This is a genomic window from Mycobacterium sp. NGS66, assembly GCF_059812225.1.
The window spans coordinates 47,413-66,840 of record NZ_JCALCG010000008.1; the positions used below are offsets into that span (position 1 = coordinate 47,413).

17 protein-coding genes are annotated in these 19,428 nt (G+C 66.5%); 5 read left to right on the forward strand and 12 right to left on the reverse strand.

Annotated features, from left to right (window positions below; translation table 11 throughout):
* The first annotated feature begins 26 nt into the window (after positions 1-26).
* Positions 27-2,948 carry an MMPL/RND family transporter gene (locus tag AC5Y2L_RS16050; RefSeq protein WP_499936823.1) on the forward strand — a complete coding sequence of 974 codons (2,922 nt, stop codon included), beginning with the start codon at positions 27-29 and terminating at the stop codon, positions 2,946-2,948.
* A 13-nt stretch (positions 2,949-2,961) separates the two neighbouring features.
* On the opposite strand, the gene lipL is transcribed toward AC5Y2L_RS16050, so the two are convergent.
* The 4 genes from lipL to mutA all read right to left on the reverse strand — a co-directional run bounded on the left by lipL (position 2,962) and on the right by mutA (position 9,427).
* Positions 2,962-4,242 (reverse strand): esterase/beta-lactamase LipL, encoded by a 1,281-nt coding sequence (gene lipL / locus AC5Y2L_RS16055; RefSeq protein ID WP_499936821.1) that lies wholly within the window; start codon positions 4,240-4,242, stop codon positions 2,962-2,964.
* Between the two features lie 64 nt (positions 4,243-4,306).
* Positions 4,307-5,296 carry a methylmalonyl Co-A mutase-associated GTPase MeaB gene (gene meaB, locus AC5Y2L_RS16060; RefSeq protein ID WP_499936820.1) on the reverse strand — a complete coding sequence of 330 codons (990 nt, stop codon included), beginning with the start codon at positions 5,294-5,296 and terminating at the stop codon, positions 4,307-4,309.
* A 13-nt stretch (positions 5,297-5,309) separates the two neighbouring features.
* A complete protein-coding gene (gene scpA, locus AC5Y2L_RS16065; protein WP_499936818.1) occupies positions 5,310-7,562 on the reverse strand; it encodes a methylmalonyl-CoA mutase in 2,253 nt (750 codons plus the stop codon).
* A gap of 5 nt (positions 7,563-7,567) precedes the next feature.
* Positions 7,568-9,427: a methylmalonyl-CoA mutase small subunit gene (mutA, locus tag AC5Y2L_RS16070; RefSeq protein ID WP_499936817.1), complete on the reverse strand. Its 1,860-nt coding sequence runs from the start codon at positions 9,425-9,427 to the stop codon at positions 7,568-7,570.
* A 184-nt stretch (positions 9,428-9,611) separates the two neighbouring features.
* On the opposite strand from mutA, the gene AC5Y2L_RS16075 reads away from it, so the two are divergent.
* Positions 9,612-10,376, forward strand: a complete 765-nt coding sequence (locus AC5Y2L_RS16075) for a TVP38/TMEM64 family protein (protein WP_499936816.1) — start codon at positions 9,612-9,614, stop codon at positions 10,374-10,376.
* A gap of 8 nt (positions 10,377-10,384) precedes the next feature.
* On the opposite strand, the gene AC5Y2L_RS16080 is transcribed toward AC5Y2L_RS16075, so the two are convergent.
* Together AC5Y2L_RS16080 and AC5Y2L_RS16085 are read right to left on the reverse strand one after the other, a co-directional pair.
* Positions 10,385-11,884, reverse strand: a complete 1,500-nt coding sequence (locus AC5Y2L_RS16080; protein WP_499936814.1) for a sensor histidine kinase — start codon at positions 11,882-11,884, stop codon at positions 10,385-10,387.
* On the reverse strand, positions 11,881-12,624 hold the full coding sequence (locus AC5Y2L_RS16085; RefSeq protein ID WP_499936813.1) for a response regulator transcription factor: 744 nt from the start codon (positions 12,622-12,624) through the stop codon (positions 11,881-11,883). The genes AC5Y2L_RS16080 and AC5Y2L_RS16085 overlap by 4 nt, the downstream gene beginning before the upstream one ends.
* Positions 12,625-12,719: 95 nt before the next feature.
* Here AC5Y2L_RS16085 and AC5Y2L_RS16090 point away from each other — a divergent pair, with 95 nt between their 5' ends.
* The gene (locus tag AC5Y2L_RS16090; RefSeq protein ID WP_499936811.1) at positions 12,720-13,094 is read left to right on the forward strand and encodes a hypothetical protein; all 375 of its coding nucleotides are present in this window, start codon (positions 12,720-12,722) and stop codon (positions 13,092-13,094) included.
* A 71-nt stretch (positions 13,095-13,165) separates the two neighbouring features.
* Positions 13,166-13,630 carry a hypothetical protein gene (locus AC5Y2L_RS16095; protein ID WP_499936810.1) on the forward strand — a complete coding sequence of 155 codons (465 nt, stop codon included), beginning with the start codon at positions 13,166-13,168 and terminating at the stop codon, positions 13,628-13,630.
* Positions 13,631-13,632: 2 nt separating this feature from the next.
* Here AC5Y2L_RS16095 and AC5Y2L_RS16100 read toward each other — a convergent pair whose 3' ends face one another.
* From AC5Y2L_RS16100 to AC5Y2L_RS16110, 3 genes are all read right to left on the reverse strand, one after another.
* Positions 13,633-13,989, reverse strand: coding sequence for a DoxX family protein (locus AC5Y2L_RS16100; RefSeq protein ID WP_499936808.1), 357 nt, complete (start codon positions 13,987-13,989; stop codon positions 13,633-13,635).
* Positions 13,990-14,008: 19 nt separating this feature from the next.
* Positions 14,009-15,133, reverse strand: coding sequence for an SPFH domain-containing protein (locus AC5Y2L_RS16105; RefSeq protein WP_499936859.1), 1,125 nt, complete (start codon positions 15,131-15,133; stop codon positions 14,009-14,011).
* 66 nt (positions 15,134-15,199) lie between these two features.
* Complete coding sequence (locus tag AC5Y2L_RS16110) at positions 15,200-15,634, reverse strand: NfeD family protein (RefSeq protein WP_499936807.1); 435 nt, start codon at positions 15,632-15,634, stop codon at positions 15,200-15,202.
* Positions 15,635-15,691: 57 nt separating this feature from the next.
* On the opposite strand from AC5Y2L_RS16110, the gene AC5Y2L_RS16115 reads away from it, so the two are divergent.
* Positions 15,692-16,546, forward strand: a complete 855-nt coding sequence (locus AC5Y2L_RS16115; RefSeq protein WP_499936805.1) for an Rv1486c family protein — start codon at positions 15,692-15,694, stop codon at positions 16,544-16,546.
* Between the two features lie 141 nt (positions 16,547-16,687).
* On the opposite strand, the gene AC5Y2L_RS16120 is transcribed toward AC5Y2L_RS16115, so the two are convergent.
* From AC5Y2L_RS16120 to fabG1, 3 genes are read right to left on the reverse strand one after another with little or no spacing between them, the layout of a single operon-like run.
* Positions 16,688-17,725: a ferrochelatase gene (locus AC5Y2L_RS16120; protein ID WP_499936804.1), complete on the reverse strand. Its 1,038-nt coding sequence runs from the start codon at positions 17,723-17,725 to the stop codon at positions 16,688-16,690.
* Positions 17,726-17,731: 6 nt separating this feature from the next.
* The gene (gene inhA, locus AC5Y2L_RS16125) at positions 17,732-18,541 is read right to left on the reverse strand and encodes an NADH-dependent enoyl-ACP reductase InhA (RefSeq protein ID WP_499936803.1); all 810 of its coding nucleotides are present in this window, start codon (positions 18,539-18,541) and stop codon (positions 17,732-17,734) included.
* 16 nt (positions 18,542-18,557) lie between these two features.
* Entirely contained in the window at positions 18,558-19,319 is a 762-nt protein-coding gene (gene fabG1, locus AC5Y2L_RS16130; protein WP_499936802.1) for a 3-oxoacyl-ACP reductase FabG1, read from the reverse strand.
* Positions 19,320-19,428 lie beyond the last annotated feature (109 nt).

Below are 19,428 nucleotides of genomic sequence, written 5' to 3' on the forward strand. Positions count from 1 at the left end.
TGCGGAATATCCGGTCGGACGCCCGTATGAGCACCCAGCACCCACGAATTCCTTTCCTAGCGCGGATGATCCGCAAGCTTTCACTGTTGGTCATCTTGGCTTGGGTGGCTTTGACTCTGGTCGTTACCCTGGCGATTCCATCGCTGGAGCAGGTCGGCGAAGAGCATTCGGTACCGCTGAGCCCTCAGGACGCGCCGTCAGTGCAGGCGATGAAGCGCATGGGCACGGACTTCCACGAGTCGAAATCCGACAGTTTCGCGATGGTCGTGTTGGAGGGCGATCGTCCGCTGGGGGAAGACGCTCACACCTATTACGCGAAATTGATTCGTGAGCTGCGAGCCGATACCAAGCATGTCGAACATATCCAGGACTTGTGGGGAGACCGCCTAACGGCCGCCGGAGCGCAAAGCGCCGATCGAAAGGCCGCCTACGCGCAATTGAATCTGGCCGGCAATCAGGGTACGACGTTGGGCCAGGAATCGGTGATGGCCGTCCGGAACATCATTGCGCATTCACCGCCACCCCCCGGTGTCAAAGCCTATGTGACCGGCCCCGCCGCTCTGGTCACGGATCTGCAGGGCAGTGGTAATAAGTCCATCCTGAAAATCACCGCCATAACCGTTGCGATGATTTTCGTGATGCTGTTTCTCGTTTACCGCTCGATCATCACCGTGGTCCTGTTGCTGGTCATGGTCGGTATCGAATTGGGCGCGGCCCGTGGAATCGTCGCTTTTCTCGGCCACAACAATCTGCTGACGCTCTCGACCTTCGCCATCAACCTGTTGGTTTCGCTCGGTCTCGCGGTCGGAACCGATTATGGGATCTTCTTCTTCGGCCGGTACCACGAGGCCCGCCAGGCGGGCGCCGACCGGGAAACGGCCTACTACACGACCTACCGCAGCGTCGCTCCCGTGGTGCTGGCGTCCGGGTTGACGATCGCCGGGGCACTTTTGTGCCTGAGCTTCACCCGGATGCCGATCTTTCAAACCATTGGTGTGCCGTGTGCATTGGGCATGGTCGTTGCGGTCTTGGTGGCCCTCACCCTCATTCCGGCAGTTCTGACGGTGGGCGGCCGGTTTGGGCTATTCGAACCCAAACGGTGGATCGGGTTCGGCCGGTGGCGCCGGGTAGGCACGGCGATTGTCCGCTGGCCGGCGCCCATCCTCGTCACGACCCTGGCGATCGCGGTGATCGGTCTCATTACGCTGCCGGGTTACAAGACGAGTTACAACGACCGGCTCTATATGCCGAAAGACATTCCGGCGAATGTGGGCTACGCGGCCGCCGATCGCCATTTCTCTCAATCTCGCATGATGCCTGAGATTCTGATGATCGAAGCGAATCACGATATGCGCAATTCAGCAGATTTTCTGGTGCTGCACAAGGTGGCAAAGTCGATTTTCCGGGTACCCGGCGTTTCTCGAGTGCAAGGGATCACGCGGCCCGAGGGAACCCCCATCGAACACACCTCCATACCATTCCTGCTGAGCATGCAGAATGCCAGCCAAATGCAAACCATGAATTACATGAGACTGCGCATGGACGACTTGCTCAAACAGGCGGACATGCTAAACACACAAATCGCGTCAATGAAGCGCTTGTACGCGTTGCAGCAGCAGGTCGACGATATAACTCACCACACGATCCTCGAGACGAAGGAGATTTCCGCCGTCACGGCCGAGTTGAGAGATCACGTGGCGGATTTTGAGGACTTTTGGCGGCCGATCCGAAGCTATTTTTACTGGGAAAAGCATTGCTACGATATCCCAATATGCTGGTCGTTGAGAGCGATATTCGACACGCTCGACGGTATCGACGCGCTAACCGATAAACTCGGCGATTTGGTGGTTGACCTGGACAAGATGGACGCGTTGCTGCCTCAGTTGGCGGCGCAATTCCCGCCGATCATCGCGATGGCCGAAGACGCGCGCATGATGCTTCTGAAATCGCATAGCACCATGGCCGGGACCCTCAGCCAGATGGATGACGCGACCGAGGACGCCATGGCCATGGGCCGGGCATTCGACGCATCCAAGAACGACGATTCCTTCTATCTGCCTCCCGAGGCGTTCAAGAACGCCGACTTCCAGCGCGCCATGGGTTCCTTCCTGTCACCAGACGGAAAAGCGGCACGGTTCATCATTTCGCATAAGGGCGATCCGGCCACCCCCGAGGGCATTGCCCGGATCAACCAGATAAGAACGGCAGCCGAGGAAGCGCTGAAGACCACGCCACTGGAGGACGCCAAGATCTATATCGCCGGTACCGCGTCGACCTTCAAAGACTTCCGGGACGGCGCAAAATACGACCTGTGGATCGCGGGTATCGGCGCGCTGTGCCTGATTTTCATCATCATGCTCATCATCACGCGGAGTTTCATTGCCGCCTTGGTGATCGTGGGCACCGTTGCGGTTTCGCTGGGCGCATCATTTGGTCTCTCGGTGCTCATCTGGCAATACATTTTGGGCATCAAATTGCACTGGATGGTCCTGCCGATGTCTGTCATCGTCCTTTTGGCGGTGGGCTCGGACTACAACCTGCTGCTGGTATCCCGGATAAAAGAAGAAATTGCCGGCGGTATCAATACCGGCATCATCCGCGCAATGGGCGGCACCGGAAAAGTCGTGACCAATGCGGGCCTGGTGTTTGCGTTCACCATGGCCTCGATGGTGATCAGCGATTTGCGGATTATCGGCCAGGTCGGTAGCACCATCGGCCTGGGCTTGATGTTCGACACCTTGATCGTGCGCTCCTTCATGACGCCGTCGATCGCCGCGCTGCTGGGGCGTTGGTTCTGGTGGCCGCAGATAGTCCGTCCCCGGCCGGCCAGCCGAATGCTCAGGTCGCTGGCACCGCGTCCGGTGGCTCGGGCCTACTTGCTCAGGGAGCAACCCTACGACGACGAGACGGACACCGCCCCGATACCGATAGCGCCCCACTATCGATAGCTCGGCCGTCCGCTCAGCCTGCGACGGCGCCCGGCTCGGCGAACGGCGCTCCGAAATCGCCCACCGACTGGAACCCACGCTTACGCGCTAACGCGACGCCACGCCGGGCCAGCGTTCCTAATGTCGCCAGCCCGCTGTGATCCAGCACGACGAACGGCGATAGCAGCCGGTTGTGCACGAACGAAAAGGCCATTCCGGACGACGGGTCCGCCCAGCCGAACGAACCGCCCAGTCCCACATGACCGAAGCCGGGCGTCGGACCTGGGACGCTGTGATAGCCCAGGTGGAATGACAATGGCACGAAGACGTTTCGGTCCCGTTGCCGGTTGCGCCGACTGGTCAGCCCGGCGACGATCCCGCGGGACAGGAATCGGGTGCCGTCGATCTCACCGCCATTGGCGATCGCTCCGTACATCCGCGCCAGAGCGCGCGCCGTGGCGACACCGTTGGCGGCCGGCATCTCGGCGTCCAACAGCGGGATCTCCCCTTGCACGGCGGCCATGACGCCCTTGAAGTACATCGAGCGGAATCCGCCGGACAGCTCCGACGCGACTCGGTACGCGGCGGAGTTGAGGCACGAAAGGCCGGGAACGCTCTGCGGCGTGATGATCTGGGCGACCCGGGTCGATGAGTCCGCGGGAGGCCGGCCCAGGTGCATGCCGTCGGTGCCCAAGGGCTCGGCCAGCTCCTCACGAATCAGTGTCCGCATACCCTTTCCGGTCACCGCCCGCGCCAGCCCGGACATCAGCCAGCCGAAGGTCAGCGCGTGGTAGGCGGGTTTGCCCAGCAGCCGCCCGGGCGGCGCAGCCGCGAGGCGCTCTTCCATTGCCAGGTGGTCCAGCAAGTCTTCCCGGGTAGCACCGCGCAGTCCGGACAGGCCGGCCTGGTGCTTCATCACCTCGCGAACGGTCATCTCGGACTTGCCCGCGGCACCGAAAGCCGGCCAGTATTCGGCAACCGGAGCTTCGTACTCGATCAACCCACGGTCGGCCAGGCGGTGGATGACGGTGGATGCCATACCCTTGGTCGCCGAGAACACCATCGGAGCGGTATCCGCGGTCCACCGGATTTTGCCGGCGCGGTCCGAACGCCCGGTCCACACGTCTACGACCGGTTGCCCGTCGAGATACACAGCCAGGGCACCGCCACCGAATCGGCGGCCGGGAAACAAGCTGGCGAAGCCACGAACGAGGCAGGAAAAACTCGGGTCCGCCGCACCAAACACCCGACGACCGACTCGATCGCCGCTCCGGGAGGACTCCGCGCTGAGCCCTACCCCCGATTCTGCGTTCACGGCAATGAATCTACTTCTTAGGCGTCGTAGCTCACGAGCAAACTAAGATTAAGTTACCTTTCCGTTAAACTGACGCGACCTTCAAAATTTGCTGAGCCGCCATGGCCGGCGTCAGTTCCCCCGCCTTGACCTGGCGCTCCACCTGCGCGCGGATCTTGCGGACCTCCGGGTTGAGCAGCACCCGGTCCACTACGGTGTCGCGGACCATCTGCCACGTCCACTCGACCTGCTGTGCGCGCCTTCGCGCTTCGAACTCCCCGGCGTCGCTGAGCACCTGACAATGACGCCGCACGGTGTCCCAGAGCTCTGACAATCCGGTCTCCCCCACCGCACTCATGGTGAGAACCGGTGGCCGCCATAAGGTTTCGCGCGGGTAGATCAATCTGATCGCCGAGGAGAGTTCCCGGGCCGCTGACCGCGCCTCGGGCAGGTGCGGACCGTCGGCCTTGTTCACCACCACGATGTCGGCCAGCTCCAGCACACCTTTCTTGATGCCCTGAAGCTGATCGCCCGCGCGTGCCAGCGTCAGCAAGACGAACGTGTCGACCATGTTGGCCACGGCCACCTCGGACTGACCCACCCCGACGGTTTCGACCAGGATCACGTCGAACCCGGCCGCTTCCAGCAGCACAATCGTTTCCCGGGTGGCCTTTGCCACGCCACCCAAAGTGCCCGACGTAGGAGACGGCCGGATGTAGGCGTCCGGGTGCGCTGCCAGCCGACCCATGCGCGTCTTGTCGCCCAGAATCGACCCGCCGGTCCGGGTCGACGACGGGTCCACGGCCAGCACCGCGACTCGATGGCCCTGCTCGATCAGGTGCATGCCGAGCGCGTCGATGGCGGTGGACTTGCCCACACCGGGCACGCCGGTGATACCGACCCGGTGGGCGTTCCCGGAGTCCGGCGTCAACTCGAGCAGCAGCTGTTGGGCTTGCTCACGGTGGTCGTCGCGGGTGGATTCGAGCAATGTGATGGCACGCGGCAATGCCGCCCGATCGCCGGCGCGAACGGCCTTGACCAACGCTTCGACGGTGGGGTTGTTCGGAGACGTCATCTAGCTGCGGGCACTAGGCGCGATCGCCAAGGTCATAACCTCGTCGTTCGGCGAGCTTGTGCAGCAAGCCGATCGCCGCGTCGGCGATCACCGTCCCGGGCGGGTAGATGGCGGTGGCCCCGGCCTGGTACAGCTCGTCGAAGTCGCCGGGCGGGATGACGCCGCCGACCACGATCATGATGTCGGGCCTGCCCACTTCGGCCAGCGCGTCGCGAAGCGCCGGTACCAGCGTCAAATGCCCGGCGGCCAACGAGGACACGCCCACTACGTGCACGTCGTTGTCGGCGGCTTGCCGCGCCACCTCCTCGGGGGTGGAGAACAGCGACCCGACGTCGACGTCGAACCCGATGTCGGCGAACGCCGTTGCGATTACCTTCTGTCCGCGGTCGTGGCCGTCCTGGCCCATCTTGGCCACCAGAATCCTGGGCCGCCGGCCGTCGGCCTCGGCGAACTTCTCGACCAGCTCGATAGCGCTTGCGATATTGGAGGCCTTTCCGACTTCGTCGCGGTAGACCCCGGAGATGGTACGGATCTCCGCTTGATGACGCCCGTACACCTTTTCCAGCGCGTCGGAGATCTCCCCGACGGTGGCCTTTGCCCGGGCCGCGTTGATGGCCAGCGCCAGCAGGTTGTTGCCCAAGCCATCCCCACCGTGGGCCGCCGCGGCACGGCTGAGGTCGGCCAAGGCGGCTTCGACGGCGGCAGCGTCCCGGCCGGCCCGCAGCTCCTGTAATTTGGCCAGCTGCTCGGCGCGCACCCGGCTGTTCTCGACCTTGAGCACCTCGATTTCCTGGTCTTCGTCGACCTGGTACTTGTTCACCCCGATCACCGGCTGCTGGCCGGAGTCGATGCGGGCCTGGGTGCGCGCGGCCGCCTCCTCGATGCGCAGCTTGGGAATGCCGTCGCTGATGGCCTGCGCCATGCCGCCGTGCTCGGCGACCTCGGCGATGTGAGCACGCGCCCGTTGCGCGAGCTGATGAGTCAGCCACTCCACGTAGAAGGAGCCGCCCCACGGGTCGATCGGGCGGGTGGTGCCCGACTCCTGCTGGAGCACCAGCTGGGTGTTGCGGGCGATCCGGGCGGAAAAGTCGGTGGGCAGTGCGAGCGCCTCGTCGAGGGCGTTGGTGTGCAACGACTGGGTGTGCCCCTGGGTCGCGGCCATCGCCTCGATGCAGGTGCGGGCGACGTTGTTGAAGACGTCCTGCGCGGTCAGCGACCAACCGGAGGTCTGCGAATGTGTGCGCAACGACAGCGATTTCGGGCTCTTCGGCCCGAACTGGGCGACCAGCTCACTCCACAGCAGCCGGCCGGCCCGCAGTTTGGCCACCTCCATGAAGAAGTTCATCCCGATGCCCCAGAAGAACGACAGCCGCGGCGCGAACTTGTCGATGTCCAACCCGGCGTCCAGGCCCGCCTTGATGTAGTCCACGCCGTCGGCCAGCGTGTAGGCCAGCTCCAAATCCGCTGTGGCACCGGCCTCTTGGATGTGATAGCCGGAGATCGAGATCGAGTTGAACTTCGGCATCTTGGCGCTGGTGTAGGCGAAGATGTCGGAGATGATCCGCATCGACGGCTTGGGCGGATAAATGTAGGTGTTGCGGACCATGAACTCCTTGAGGATGTCGTTCTGGATGGTGCCGGCCAGTTTCTCCGGCGGCACCCCCTGCTCCTCGGCAGCCACCACGTACAGCGCCAGAATCGGCAGCACGGCACCATTCATGGTCATCGACACCGACACCGAAGACAGGTCGATGCCGTCGAACAGCTGTCGCATGTCCAAGATGGAATCGATTGCCACGCCGGCCATTCCGACGTCGCCCTGCACACGGGGATGGTCGGAGTCGTAGCCGCGGTGGGTGGCCAGGTCGAAAGCCACCGACAGGCCCTTCTGGCCCGCGGCCAGGTTGCGGCGGTAGAAGGCATTGGAATCGGCTGCGGTGGAAAACCCGGCGTATTGACGAATCGTCCACGGCTGGTTCACATACATCGTCGGATACGGCCCGCGCACGAACGGCGGCTCACCGGGGAAACTGTGCAGCGGATAGCCCGCTTGCTCGGCCGCGTGGCGGTCTTGCGCGATGTACACCGGCTTGACGTCGATGCCCTCCGGCGTCTGCCAAACCAGCTGATCTGGCGTAGACCAGTGAGCGGCCGCCGCGGCGGCGACATACTCGCGCACCGCGGCTTCGGTGGGGGCCGGCGCGGCCCGATCGCCGTGCAGCGGGATGTCGGCGAAACTACCGATAACGGGGGTACTGATCGTCATTGCGGCTACGCCCCCAACCTGGTGAGCAGATTCGAAAGTGCTTCCACGGCATTGATTTTCGCGGTCAAGAATTCGTCTGGCCGGTGCCCTGACCCGTCCAGCGCCGACGCCGAGCCCGCCAGGTAGACGTGCTCGATGCCCGCGCTGCGGGCCGCCCGCACCACGTCGGCCGCCTCATCCTGGTAGCGCTTGTCGGTGCCGCAGATCACCACCACTTTCGGTGACCCCGCGGCTGCGACGGCCTCGCCGACGCCCTCGGCGCCGACCGGCCCCGGGTTGACCGCCTCGATGCCGCCGGAGGCCAGCAGGTTGGTTGCGAACGTGGTCCGGATGTTGTGTTCGGCCAGTGGGCCCAACGGCAGCAACAGCACCTGCGGCCGCGCGCCTTCGCGCGCCAGATAGCGGTCCGACCTGTCGCGTAATGCCTCGAACTCGGCGGCATAGCGCACCACGTTTCCCGCCCGGCCCAAGCAATCACCTTGCGGCAGTGGGGGTTCGGCGAGGTTGGGAAATTCGTTGACGCCGGTGATCGCGATACGGCGATGCGCGATGTCGTCGGCGCGCCGTGCGGCCAGCTCACCGATCTGAGCGGTCAGGTGATCATGAGCGTCGACGAATCCGCCGTGCGACTCGATGGACTGGAAATGTGCCCACGCCTGCTCGGCCAGCTGCTCGGTGAGGTTTTCGACGAACCACGATCCGCCGGCGGGGTCCAGCACCCGACCGACGTGTGACTCTTCCAGCAGCAGCAGCTGCGTGTTGCGGGCAATCCGGCGGGCGAAGCCGGTCGCCGTGCCCGGCCAGCCACCGGGGATGGCTACGTCGAAGGCGTACACCAAGACGGTGTCTGCCCCGCCGACGCCGGCGCCGAAGGCGGCCAGCGTGCAGCGCAGCATGTTCACCCAGGGATCACGCTGGGTCATCATCGCCAGCGAGGTCTCCGCGTGGACGACGGTTGCGCCACCGTCCGGATCGCCCGCGACCTCGGCGACCCGTGCCCAGAGCTGACGCACCGCACGCATCTTGGCCAGCGTCATGAATTGGTCGTCGTCAGCGGCGAGCCGGAAGCTGATCTGCCGCAATGCCTGGCCCACCGGCATCCCGGCTTCGGTGAGCACCCGCAGGTATGCCACCGCGGCACCGATACTGGCGGCCAGCTCCCAGGACGCGGTGGCGCCCAGGTTGTGGAAGGCGGGGCCGTCGACGGTGATCGCCCGCACTCCCGGCACTGCGGCCGCCCGGGCGGCGACCGCGACGACCTCCTCGATCGTCGGCGCACGACGGTTGCTCAAGGTCGCCGTCAGCGGGTCTGCGGCCAGGTCGATCGACACCGTGCCACCTTGGCCGACGTCCACCTGGTCAGCTAGGGCCAGCATGACGTCGGCGGTCGCGACGTAGTCAGATCCCGCGTCGAAAATGACCGGCGCCATGCTCAGGTAGACACCGTCGAGCAGCTTTTCCAGCTGCCCGGGCGTCACCCCGGACTCCCCGACCCGAATCAGCAGCGCGCCGGCCCCCTCGCCGAGCGCGGCCAGCACCGCCGCGTTGACGTCGGCGCCGGCCTGCCCCGGCAGCGGAAATGCCTCGACGACTTTCCACCCGGACTTGACGTCACGGGATGCGTCACCGCCCCGCACGAACGGCCACTGACCCGGCAGGGGCGGCTCGGGCAGCTCATCGAACGCGGTGTAAAGCGGCCGGATCGCGAACCCGTCGTAGGTCGGCGTCTCGAGCCACCGCTCGGGCTGCTCCGCCAACTCCGCAGGGTCTTTACGCGCGCTCTTCGACAATACACCGGCGACCGCGCTGCGCCAGCGTTCGCGAACCTGTTCCAGGTCGGCGCGCTCGGGTACGTCAATGGACACCGACTGCTCCTGTTTCCGCAGCGAAACGCAGCGATTTCTTCGGGTTGCCTCGCGTTGCATTTGGTAATGCGACTTACTAATCAGGCTAATTGATGGAGCTAGTCGCTAAAAAGCAGCGTTGCGGTGGTGAAACGCCGACCAAAGCGAAACGAGTTATTCAGGTCGGCCCCGTACCCTGTAGACCGTGACGACCCCCGCCACCTCGAAAACCGCCGATAGCCTGCGCAGTCTCGCCAGCGCGGTGGGCACCGCCGTGCGCCAGTTGCCGCCGGTGCGGACCGTCGTGACAGTGGTGGTTATCACAGTGCTCGTCGCGGTGGCGCTGTTGGTCAAACTGCCCACCGCGGTGCAGTTGCGCGACTGGGCCCAGTCGGTCGGCCCCTGGTTTCCGCTGGCGTTCCTGGCCGCGCAGATCGTCGTCACGGTGGCACCTGTCCCCCGCACCGCGTTCACCCTGGCCGCCGGCCTGTTGTTCGGGCCGCTGCTGGGCGTGCTGATCGCGGTGGTCGGCAGCACCGCGAGCGCGGTAGTGGCGTTTCTACTGGTACGCGCGGCTGGGTGGCGGCTCAACCGGTTGATCCGACACCATGCGGTGGACCGGCTGGACGAACGGCTGCGTGAGCGCGGCTGGCAGGCCATCTTGTCGCTGCGGCTGATTCCAGCCGTGCCGTTCTCACCGCTCAACTATGCCGCCGGGGCGTCGGCCGTCCGGTTGCTGCCCTACGCCTTGGCGACGCTGGCCGGTGTGCTGCCCGGCACCGCTGCGGTGGTGATCCTGGGCGACGCGCTCACCGGTGACGTCAGCCCGCTGCTGATTCTGGTGTCGCTGTGCACCGCCGCCCTTGGGCTCACCGGTCTGATCTACGAGGTGCGCCACTACCGCCAGCACCACCCCAAGCGGTCACACGTCGCTCATCAGGAGATTCGGGAGCCGGCGATCACCCACTGAGCACGCAGTCAGGTTGCGGGCAGGCTGAGCCGGAATTGCGCCCCGCCCTCGTGCGGCACACACACCAGCTCACCACCGTGGGCTCGGGCCAGCGCTCGCGCGATCGGCAGGCCCAGCCCAGCGCCGCCGTGGTCGCGGGCGCGGCCCGCATCCAGGCGCACCAGTCGCTCGAAGATGCGGTCGCGCTCCTCGTCGGGAACTCCCGGTCCGGTGTCGGTCACGGTCACTTCCGCCGTGTGATCATCGCTGCTCAGCTCGACGGTGATGGACCCGCCGTCCGGGGTGTATTTGCGCGCGTTGTCGAGGAGGTTGGACAGGATCTGCTCCACCCGGGTCGGGTCTGCCCTGACGATCAACGTCGTCGGTCCGGTGGCGGACACGGTCACCCGCGGCGCCAGCATGGCGGCCCGGTCGGCTTCGGCGGCGACGATGGAACCCAGGTCGGCGTCGCGCAGGTCCAGGGCGAGCCCGGCATCGATACGACTCAAATCCAGCATGTCGGCGACGAGCCGGCCGGCGCGGCGGGCATCGGACAATAACAGGCTGGCGCGGCGGTATTGATCACGCGCCGCATCGTCGTCGGCTTGACCGGCGCTCCCGACGAGCTGTTCGGCGGCGGCCTGGATGCCGGCGATCGGGGTCCGCAGCTCGTGTGCGGCGTCGACGAGGAAGCGACGGGTCGCCGTCTCGGCGCGGTGCGCGGCGTCCGCGGCCTGCCGGGCCCGACGTTCGGAGCTTTCCAGCGCGTCGAGCATCTCGTCGAAGGCGCTGGCCGCGCGACCGAGTTCGGTGTCAGTGCGCTCGGGACGCAGCCGCCGGCCGCGATCGCCGGTGGTGATGCCCTTGGCCAGCGCCGTCATCCGGTCCAAGGGCCGCAACGCCGCGCGGCTGACCGCCATCATCAGCAGCGCGGCCACCACCAGGGTCGCCAGGCCTGCGCCGATCATTAACCGGCGCAGCTGCCTGGTCACTTGTGTCGTCTGCGTGGTGTCGGCAACCAGGATCACCCGGCCACCGTCGCGCAACGGGTGGACCAGCACGGTCGCGGTCGCATCCGGCGGCGGAGCTGGCGGCGGAGGCGGCGGCCCTGGCGGCGGCGGCAGTCCCGGGGGCGGCGGCTCGGGCGGATTTGCGGGTGGGCCGGGTGGTGGCCCCGGCGGTAGCGGCTCCGGCGGCGGGCCCGCGGTGGTGTCGGGGCTGATGCGGCGGTCCCCATAGGTCGCGCCGTCGGCGGTCACCAGCAGCGCCCGCACGCTGCCGCCGTTGAGTTCGGCCACAAGCAGGTCCGGTGCGGTATGCGCGGCTGTCAGCGCGTCGGCACGTGACGTCGCCGCCAGCAGCCGGTCGTGCAGGTCTCGGCGCGCCTGGACACCCATCACCACGTCGATCGTCAGCCCCAGCATCGTCAGCAGCACCGCGAGCAACGCGACCACGATCACGGTGACCCGGCGCTGCAGCGACGGTGTCGGCGTGCCGGAATCCGCGTTGGCCGGCGCAGGGCAGCTCATGACCGCTGCGGTTGGAGCCGATACCCGATGCCGCGGACGGTGTGCAAAATCCGCGGGCCATGCGCCTCGAGTTTGCGTCGCAACCCGCTGACGTGCACCTGCACCAGGTTGGGGTCGTACGCGTCATAGCCCCACACCGCGTTCAGGATCTGGGCGGCACTGACGATCCGGCCGCGTTGCGCGACGAGGAAGTCGAGCAGCCGAAGCTCGGTGCCGGTCAGCTCCAGGCGGTGTCCGTCTCGCGCGGCGACGCCGGCCTCCACGTCGAGCATCAAGTCACCGAGTTGAACCACCTGCGGCAGCCGTCCCCGGCGGCGCAGCACCGCCCCGACCCGCGATATCAGTTCGGCGAGCTCGAAGGGCTTGACCACATAGTCGTCCGCGCCGCCGTCGAGGCCACGCAACCGGTCCGGCAGGCCGTCGCGGGCGGTGATCAACACGATGCCGATGTCGCCCCATTCCCGAACGACGTCCACGAGCGCGAATCCGTCCCGCCCAGGCAGCATCACGTCCAGGACCACCAAGTCGGGGCGCAGGCCGTCCAGAACCTCTTCCAGTCCTTCACCGTCGCAGCGGCTCTCGGTGTGGTAGCCGGCGTCGGCCAACGCCTCGCTGACCATTTCCCGGATCGTCTCGGAGTCCTCGACTACCAGGACGCGCGGGGTACCGACGCTGAATTGGTCGGCCCGGGCCGAAACCGAACGGCTGCCGGTCGGTCCCGGTCGCGAACAATCAGTCATGGCCCCATTGTTAACGCGCCATTCTGGGATCAGGCTTAAGGATGCAATGTCATTGAAAGTCCTCCCGATCCGATCCAGCCGACATGGGGAGCCACATGACCTCCGATGAGACCGTTGAGCCGCCACCGTCGCCAGAACCACCGGCGTCGCCAGAACCACCGGCGCAGCCACAACCACCGGCATCGCCACAACCACCGGCATCGCCACCGCCCGCGGCGCGCCGTTATTCCGCCGGTGTGGTGATCGGCGCTGCGCTGGGCGGGCTGGCGGTCGGCGCGCTGGTGGTCCTTGCCGTCACCGGGCCCACCTGGAAAGTCCGACTCGAGTTCCCGCCGCCGCCGTATCCCGCGCCGATGTCCACGCCGCTGGTCAGTTATGTCCCGCCATCGCCGCCGGTGGTCACCGTCCCGTCGTCCGGGCCCAGTGTGCTCCCGCCGCCCGCGTTCCCGCCGCCCGGCCAGCACCCCTGAATCTTCAGCTTCGCTTCAACTTCGGTTCCTACCGTGGCAGCTGGCCATAAACCGACGACGTGAGGAGCCGCATGACCTCCGACGAAACCAGCACCGAACAGCCCGGCACCGAGCACCAGGGGCCCGCAGCGCCGCCACAGGCGCCGGTCGTTCCGCCCCGGCCGCCCAGACGCCGCCATTCCACGGGAGTCGTGATCGGCGCCGGAGTGGCCGGCGGGTTTTTGGGAGCTTTGTTCACCGCGGCCGCATCCCTGCTGATATTTATGTTCAGTTTCGATCCCCCTCCGCCGCCCCCGCCGCCCGGATTCGGGCCCGCCGCACCGCAATTCGGCTTCCCGCCACCGCCCGGTCCGCCCGGGCCGATGGCCGGACCGCACAGCGGCCTGGGGATGTCCCCGATGGGTCCGGGGCCCCGGGCGCCTCGGCCGCCGCTCCCGGGAGGACCCCCGCCCGGCGCGCCGGGAGCACCGCCACCGCCAGCACCCAGCCAGTCACCGGCATCGCCGACGCCGGCACCGCCTGGCGGACAGCGCTGACCTCAGCGCCTGTCAGGTCCCTTAGCCGTCATCGCCGCGAACAGCGCCAGGAACGACGCCGCCGGTAGGGCGTTGACCACCTTGTCCCGCACCCGGATGTGCGCGCCGAGGGCGCAGACGAAGTACAACGTCAGCAGCGCCGTCGTCAGCCTCGCCACGGCGGGAAAGCGGCTGACCGACAGCAGGCCGACTGCCGAGGCGGCCTTGACCACCGGAAGGACCGGGCGCACGTTGACCGGCAGCCCGACGGTGTCCAATGACTTTTCGATCGGCGCCAGCGGAATGGCACACGCCACCGCGTCACCGGCCTGGAAAGCGGCTAGGGCCACATAGGTTTTCGGGGAAGTCAATGCACTCATGCGCACACCTTATTGAGGGCTATTGAGTCAGCTGTGGCGGCACCCCTGGCGGACCGTCCACGGGCTGGCGGGCGATCGCCTCGGCCTTGGCCACCGCCTGCGCGATCGCGGGATCGGTTTCCGTGGAGAACCAGTCGGCGACCTCGGCGTCATCGTCGTCGGTGGCATGCCGGGGTGCGTCATCGACCGGGGACGGCTGGAACCGGAACACGCCGTCCTCACCCGGCGCGCCCAGCAGCCGGGTGAACCCCTGCAGCGCCGCGCTGAAGTCGCTGGGCACCACCCACACCTTGTTGGCGTCGCCGCGGGCCATTTCGGGAAGCGTCTGCAGGTACTGGTAGGCCAGCATCTCCGGGGTGGGCCGGCCGGCCTTGATCGCGGCGAACGTCTTCTCGATCGCCTTGGCCTGCCCCTGGGCTCGCAGGTAGGCGGCGGCCCGCTCACCCTGAGCCCGCAGCATGCGCGACTGACGGTCGGCCTCGGCGGCCAGGATGGCGGCCTGCTTGGCGCCCTCGGCGGCCAGGATCTGGGCCTGCTTGTTGCCTTCGGCCTGTTTGATCGCCGCCTCGCGCGTGCCTTCGGCGGTCAATATCATCGCTCGCTTTTCCCGGTCCGCCTTCATCTGCTTTTCCATCGAGGCCTGGATCGACGGCGGCGGGTCGATGCTGCGCAGCTCCACCCGCGCCACCCGCAGGCCCCAGCGGCCGGTGGCCTCGTCGAGCACGCCGCGCAGCTGGGCGTTGATCTGGTCGCGTGAGGTCAGGGTCTGCTCCAGCGTCATGCCGCCGACGACGTTGCGCAGCGTGGTCGTGGTGAGCTGCTCCACGCCGACGATGTAGTTGCTGATTTCGTACACCGCCGCCTGCGGCACGGTGACCTGGAAGTAGACCACCGTGTCGATGTTGAGGGTCAGGTTGTCCTCGGTGATGACGGGCTGCGGCGGGAAGGACACCACCCGCTCGCGCAGGTCCACCCGGGCCCGGATCCGGTCGATGAACGGCACCAGCAACGTCAGCTGCCCGCTGACCGTGCGGCTGTACCGGCCGAGCCGCTCGATGACCGCCGCCTCGGCCTGCGGGATCAAGGCAATCGACTTGGCCACCACGACGATGGTGAAGATCACCAGGACGACGAAAAACGCCAGGACAAGAGTTCCACCTGCACCCACCAGAGTTCCTTTCTCGCAGGGTTATCCGTTCTTGAAGACCACTTAGACGCTCTTGAAGACCACTGCCGTGGCACCGTCGATGTGCATCACGGTCACCGACTCCCCGGGTTCGTAGACGTCGCCCTCGTTCATCGGGCGTGCGGTCCACACCTGGCCGTCAAGCTTCACTTGGCCCTGTTGGCTGGCGACCCTGTCCAGCACCAAGGCCTGCTTGCCCTCCAGTGCCTTGATGCCCATCTGGACGTGCGTGGTGGGCGTAAGCCGGCGCCGCAGCGGGGGCCGGACCAAGGCCACCAGCAGCACCGATACCACCAGGAAAATCACGCCTTCGGCCCACAGCGGCCAATCGGTCAGCCAGCTGGCCCCGGCCGCGGCGAGTGCGCCGCCGCTGAGCATCAGCAAGAACATGTCGCCGGTGAGCGCTTCGGCACCGGCCAGCACCAGAGCGAAGATCAACCAGATCAGCGCGACGGGCATGCGGTCAGAATACGCGTGATCAGCCTTTCCGGGGCCGAACAACTACACTGCGAGATCATGTGGTGTCCAAGTGTTTCGCTGTCGCTATGGGCCAACGCCTGGCTAGCCGGCAAGGCCGCGCCCGACGACGTCCTGGATGCCTTATCGCTTTGGGCGCCAACGCAATCGGTGGCCGCTTATGATGCGGTCGCCGCGGGTCACACCGGGCTGCCCTGGCCGGACGTGCATGACGCGGGCACGGTTTCGCTGCTACAGACGCTGCGGGCGGCCGTGGGCCAAACCCGGACGCATGGAACGGTCAACGTGGTCTTGCCGGTGCCCGGTGACGTGCGCGGGCTGGCGCCGGGCACCCAGTTCGAGCGCGACGCGCTGGCCGTGGGCGAGGCAGTGATCGTCACCAACGCCGACGACTCGGCCACCGCCATCGGATTGGTGCCCGAGTTCACCTACGGCGAAGCCGACACCGGCGACGATTCACCCGAATTGTGTGCGCTGTCTTGGATGGTCTACTCACTGCCCGGCGCATCGGCCCACGAGCACTACGAACTGGGCGACGCGGAGTACGCGCTGCGCTCGGCGGTGCGCTCGGCCGCCGACACCCTTGGCAGCATCGGATTGGGATGCGCGGCGAACGATGTAGCCGACCCGCGGGGCCTGGTCGAGCAGATGCTGGAATCTTCTCGGCAGCACCGGATTCCAGAGCACGCGCCGCCGCGCGCACTGCGGGTTTTGGAGAACGCCTCGCACGTGGACGCGATCATCGCGGTCAGCGCCGGGCTGAGTCGGTTGCCGACCGGAAACTCTTCGGCGGAAACGCAGATCGCCAGTGACGCCTTGCGCCCGCTTGCGGCCGTGGTGCGTTCGGCGCGGATGGCGGCCGTCAGCGCGATCCTTCGTTCGGCCTGGCAATAGTCGCATTCGGGGTGTGAAGCCGCGGCTTTCAGTGTGAAGCCGCGGCTTTTGTTGTGAAACCACGGCTTTCGGCGTGAAACCAGGGCGGGATCTGCGCGATTTTCTCTCCCTGCCTACCCGCCCGACGCCGACGTTTCACGCTCAACGCCGACGATTCACTCCCAACGAGGGCGCACCGCAGCTGGCGACGCAGTGCGGCGGCCGGCACGGCTCACCGTTAGTGCTCGCCAGGCAGCCCGGCACCGGATCGGCGCCACTGACCCGGGCGGGCGCGCGGCCAGTTCGCAGTTCGTCGATCAAATCCGCAGCCAGCGCGGCGAATCGCCGATCCGCATTGGGTGTGGTGGCCCGGGCGAACGCCATACCCGCCGCCTCGGCCTGTGCCCGCAGCTCATGGTCGAGGTCCCAGACCACCTCGATGTGGTCGGCGACAAATCCGATGGGACAGACGATTACCGCCTTAACCCCCGCGTCCGCCAGCAATTCGAGATGGTCCGCTACGTCTGGCTCAAGCCAAGGGACGTGCGGCGGCCCGGATCGTGACTGCCAAGCCAGGTCGTAGTCCGCATAGCCCGCCGCGGCTGCGACCAGCCTTGCGGCGTAAGCGACTTGGCTGCTGTAGAGGTTGGGGCCGCAGCGCCGGTCTGCATCCACGGGGACCGAATGCGCCGTGAACACCAGCCGCGCATCAGGGGACACGGTGCCCGCCGCCACCGCGATCGCGTCGGCGAACATCTCGACAAAAAGCGGATGGTCGAAATACGGTCGCAGCTTGACCAATTCGGGTGCATCCACACCTGCCGACCGACGCGCCCGCGCGATGTCCTCGACATACTGCGTGCAGCCGGAATACCCGCTCCACGCCGACGTGGTGAAGACCGCTGCACGACGAATACCGTTGTCGCGCATGGTTATGACGGCATCTTCAACATACGGCTCCCAGTTGCGGTTGCCGAAGTACACCGGCAGGTCCTGGGCCGCGCGCAGTTCTGCGATCAGCGCACGGTTGATCCCGTTGAGCGGTGACACGCCGCCGAAATGCAGATAGTGCTCGGCCACGGCGTCCAGCCGCTCGGCGGGCACGCCGCGCCCCCGGGTGACGTTCTCCAGGAACGGCCGCACCTGCTCGGGCCCCTCCGGACCGCCGAAGGACAGCACCAGGACGGCGTCGAAAAGCATTGCCAGCTAGAGCAATTGGGTAGCCGCGCCGCCGTCGGCGAAAATCACGGTACCCGTCGTGGCCGGCAGCCAGTCGGAGAGCAGTGCGCAGACGGTCTTGGCGACCGGCGTCGGGTCCTTCATGTTCCAGCCCAGCGGCGCCCGCTGATCCCAGCCGTCCTCGAGCAGCTTGATCTGGGCGCCGGCCTCGTCGCCCAGCGCTCCCCCGACGATCGCCGCCATCGCCAACGTCCGGATCGGCCCTGCCGCAACGAGATTCGAACGGACACCATACTTGCCGGCCTCGCGGGCCACGAACCGGTTGACCGATTCCAGCGCGCTCTTGGCGACGGTCATCCAGTTGTAGGCCGGCATCGCCCGACTGGGGTCGAAGTCCATCCCGACAATCCCGCCGCCGGGGTTCATGATCGGCAGCAGCGCCTTGGCCAGCGAGGCATAGGAATACGCCGAGATGTGGATGCCCTTGGAGACGTCCTCGTAGGGCGCGTCGAAGAACGGGTTGATGCCCATCCCGGTCTGCGGCATGAAGCCGATCGAATGCACCACACCGTCGAGCTTGTTGCCCTCCCCGATGACCTCGGTGACGCGGTCGGCCAGGGTCGCCAGATGCTCCTCGTTCTGCACGTCGAGTTCCAGTAGCGGCGCCTTTTGCGGCAGCCGGTCGACGATGCGCTGGATCAGCCGCAACCGGTCGAAGCCGGTCAGCACCAGTTGAGCGCCTTGCTCTTGGGCCACCCGGGCGATGTGAAACGCAATAGACGAGTCGGTGATGATCCCGGTGACCAGGATCCGTTTGCCTTCGAGCAGTCCTGTCATGTCCGTCCCTCGTGTGTTAATGGCCCATGCCCATGCCGCCGTCCACCGGGATGACCGCACCGGAGATGTAACTCGCATCCTCAGAAGCCAGGAAGCTGACCACCCCGGCGACCTCGGCGGCGGTGCCGATGCGCTTGGCGGGGATGAATTCCAGGGCCCCCTTTTGAATCCGCTCATCCAGCGCGCGGGTCATGTCGGTGTCGATGTAGCCCGGGGCGACCACGTTCGCGGTCACGTTGGCCTTGGACAGCTCCCGGGCGATAGAGCGGGCCATGCCGATCACACCGGCCTTGGAGGCCGCGTAATTGGCCTGGTTCCCGATGCCCCAGGTGCCGGATACCGAGCCGATGAAAATCATGCGGCCGAACCGCTTTCGCTGCATGCTGCGCGATGCCCGCTGCGCCACCCGGAACGCCCCGGTGAGGTTGGCGTTGATGACTCGTTCGAACCTCTCCTCGGTCATCCGGATGAGGAAAGCGTCCGCGGACAGACCGGCGTTGGAGACCAGTACCTCCACCGAGCCCTGATGCTCCTCGACCGCGGTGAAGGCCCGGTCGACGGCGGCGTTGTCGGTGACGTCGCACTCGACGCCGAACAGCCCTTCGGGCGACCCGGACCCGCGGTGCGTGACGGCCACCTTGTGGCCGTCAGCGGCCAGCCGCTGTGCTATCGCCAGGCCAATCCCCCGGTTTCCGCCCGTCACCAGAACCGAGCGGGACACAAAAGGAGGCTTGCCCCCGGCGGGTTCGGTAGCAGGTTCGGTGGCTGTCTCAGTCACCCCGACAACCTATCGTCCCGGCGCTTCAGCATCGAAGTCTGCCCCCATTCGACGCTTGGTTTCGCCGACCCTGTAATTTTGCAGGCCGTTACTCGCACTTACGCTGCAG